This is a genomic window from Streptomyces sp. UNOC14_S4, from assembly GCF_020740835.1.
In the GTDB taxonomy this organism is placed as follows: domain Bacteria; phylum Actinomycetota; class Actinomycetes; order Streptomycetales; family Streptomycetaceae; genus Streptomyces.
The window spans coordinates 1-3290 of record NZ_JAINFC010000673.1; the positions used below are offsets into that span (position 1 = coordinate 1).

The 3290-nt window shown below is 75.3% G+C and carries 2 protein-coding genes; one reads left to right on the top strand and one right to left on the bottom strand.

What is annotated here, in order from left to right:
* Positions 1–294: 294 nt before the first annotated feature.
* Complete coding sequence (locus K6I34_RS34090) at positions 295–1053, bottom strand: protein phosphatase 2C domain-containing protein (RefSeq protein WP_229331913.1); 759 nt, start codon at positions 1051–1053, stop codon at positions 295–297.
* Positions 1054–1300: 247 nt separating this feature from the next.
* Here K6I34_RS34090 and K6I34_RS34095 point away from each other — a divergent pair.
* Positions 1301–3290: nitrate- and nitrite sensing domain-containing protein (locus K6I34_RS34095; protein WP_229331914.1), on the top strand; the 1990-nt coding region annotated here is incomplete at its 3' end.

Here is a 3290-nt window from a genome sequence, read left to right on the forward strand (position 1 = left end):
TCGGCTGTCCGTAGGGGGCGCCTGCGTCCGCTGTCGGCTCTCCGCAGTGGGTGGTTATACCCGCCTCTGCGTCCCGCTGGGGGTGCAGGGGGCGAAGCCCCCGCCACGGCGCCGGGCGCGCCCCATCAGGGGCGCGGGGAACGGCGCGAGCAACCAGTGACGGCCCGCAGTCGCCGGACGGGCATGGGCGACCGAGCTCGTGGGCGGCTTTTAGGGGCGCGGGGAACTGCGCGACAAGCCCCCACCGGGGGCGCACCCGCGCGCGGAGCGCAAGACGCACCCCAGCCCGGGTGGCTACAGCGCCACGTACGCCGCCGCCGCGTCGTCATGCCGCTTGCCCCTGAGTTCGGCGCGGTTCTCCAGAGCGCGGACGGAAGCGATCAGGGCCTCCGGCCCCTCCTTGGAGAGGAGGGTGTGGCACGCTGCCCAGTCGCCCTCGCCGAAGACCTCCACCCAGCGGGCCGCGCCGTCGGTGAGGGCGGAGAGGGAGCGGACGGAGGCGCGGGGGCGGGTGCCCGTCACGGCTCGCCGTGTCACGTGCGGATCCGCCGCCGCCGTGAAGAAGCCCCCCTCCGCGTTGCGCTGCGCGTCCGTGACCGGTCCGAGCGCCGCCAGGCGGGCGATGCGGTCGTCGAGGACCGGGGAGACCGTGCCGTCCGGGGATTCGAGGAGCAGGGCGGAGTCGGAGAGGACGAGGTGGGAGACCCGCTCGTCGTCCCAGCGGGCCAGGACGACGGTGGCCTGCGGGGTGCGGCGGTGGGTGAGGTCGCACGTGTCGCGGTGGGCGTCCGCCGTACGGGAGACGGCCTCGCCGAGGCAGTCGGCCAGGGACAGGTCCGGCCGTGCGACGGCGAGTTCGAGGAGGGCGCCCCCCAGGCGCGCGGTGAACCAGGGCACGCCGTGCGCGCACCCCGTTTCACCCGAGGGCGGCGGGGTCACCCCGTCCAGCAGCACCAGCGCCCCGCCGCGCCCCGCGGCGGGCAGCGCGACGGACACGAAGTCCTCGTTCGGGTGGCGGTTGTCCCCCGGCAGAGTGGCGAGTTCGATGCGCATGGGGCCAGTGTGCCGGATGCCGGAAATCCACGCGTACGAGTGCGCATCCTGTCGGCACCCGCAGCGTTCTTCAGGTGACGTGCTGACCTGGCCCGTATGCGATGAGTGAAGCATCCGGTGTCAATTCGCCGGTTGGGTTCACTCCTTCGAGTGGCCGGGCTGGCGAAGGGCACCCTCTCCTCAGAGGTGCTGAAAGGGTCAAATCAGTACCAGGGGCGGGGCAGGCCAGAGAAGAATGAGAGCACCGGTGCGGAAGAAGCGGCTTCGGGGCGGCGAGCGAGAGCAGCAGCCCACGGCGGTGCGCGAGCGCACCGCCCGCGTGCGGAACCGGCTGACCGCCTCCGTGGCCGTCACCGCCCTCACCGTACTCGCGGGCAGTGCCTTCGGCACCGTGGACGCCACCCGCGAACTCACCCGCGCCCAGCGGCTCGCCACCCTCGCCAACGCCGACGGCCCCGCTCTCGCGCTCGCCCACTCCCTCGCGGACGAGCGCGACGCCGCCACCCAGTACGTGGCGGGCGGCCGCTCCGACGCGGCGGAGGCGCAGGCCATCAAGAGCCAGCGCACCCACGTCGACCAGCAGATCGACGATTTCCGGCCCAGCGCCCCCGCCTCCGTACGCGAGAAACTCGACGTCCTCCCGGCCGCGCGCCGCCAGGCCACCTCCGGCGGCGACGACGCCCTGGCCGTCTTCTCCGCCTACACCACCATCGTCCAGGCCCTCCACGGCGCCGCCGACACCGCCGCCGTGCGCGCGCCGGGCGGCGGCGAGGGCGACGCGGCCGCGCTGCCCTTCCTCGGCCGTGCCGTCGAGCAGGCCTCCGCCACCCGCGCCCTGCTCCTCGGCGCCCTCGGCGCGCACAGCGGCCAGGCCGCCCTCACCGCCGCGGCGCAGCGCTCCGCCACCGCGGAGCGGGACGACATCGCCGACTTCCAGCGCTTCGCCACCGCCCGCACCCGCGAGGCGTACGCCGGTACGGTCAGCGGTCCCGACGTCACCACGGCGGAAGCCTTCGTCACCAAGCTCACCGCCGCCCCGCCCGGCTCCGCGGACCAGCCCGCCGAGCCCGTGCGCTCCGCGCTCAGCTCCCGTCTGGAGCTCATGCGCCAGGCCGAGTCCGACCTCGCCGCCCGCCAGACCGACCGTCTGGAGGTGCAGCGCCACGACGCCCTCACCGCGCTCGAACTGCGCGCGGCGACGAGCGCGCTGGCCCTCCTCGTCGCCCTCGTCGCCGGGGTCCGCGCCACGCGCTCCGTCACCCGGCCGCTCGGCTCGCTGCGGCGCGGCGCCCGGCGCCTGGCCGCCGACCCGGTCGTCGAGAAGCCCATCGACTTCAAGGGCCGCGACGACGAGTTCGCCGAGACCGTCCGCTCCGTGAACCTCCTGCACGACACGGTCATCCGGCAGCAGGAGCGCATCGCCGTCCTCGAAGGCGAGCGCACCCGCCTCATCGCCGCCCGGCACCTGCTCGCCGAGGAGCACGACGCCCTGCGCGACCGGCACCAGGAGCTCGCGGGGCAGCTGGCCGACGAGATGACCACGCGGGCCGCGGAGCGCCCGGAGGAGACCGCCGCCCGGGCCCGCGGCCTCTTCGTCGGGCTCTCCCTGCGCACCCTCGGGCTCGTCGAGCGCCAACTCGCCGTCATCGAGGGCATGGAGGCCCACGAGACCGACCCCGAGCGCCTGGAGACCCTCTTCACCCTCGACCACCTCGCCACCCGCATGCGCCGCAACAGCGAGAACCTGCTCGCGCTCGCGGGCGCCGAGAGCGCGGCGGGGCGCCCCGGGCCCGTACCGCTGCTGGACGTCCTGCGCGCCTCGGCGGGCGAGATCGAGCGCTATCAGCGCGTCCGTATCCAGTCGCTGCCGCCGCACGCCCGCCTCCATGGCCATGTCTCCGACGACGTGAGCCACCTCGTCGCCGAACTCCTGGAGAACGCCACCACCTTCTCCCCGCCCGACGCCCAAGTGCAGCTCTCCGGCTGGCTCCTGGAGACCGGCGACCTCGCCCTGTCCGTGCAGGACGAGGGCATCGGCCTCACCCCCGACCGGCTCGCCGAGCTCAACGCCCTGCTCGTCGACCCGGACCCGCACGGCCCGCCGCCCGCCACGGACCGCATCGCCCGGGCGGCCCACCTCCGGGGCGCCCCCGACCCGCACCCCGAGAACCCGGGCGACGTCCCCGGCCTCGGCCTCTACGTGGTCGGGCGGCTCGCGGCCCGGCACGGCATCCGCG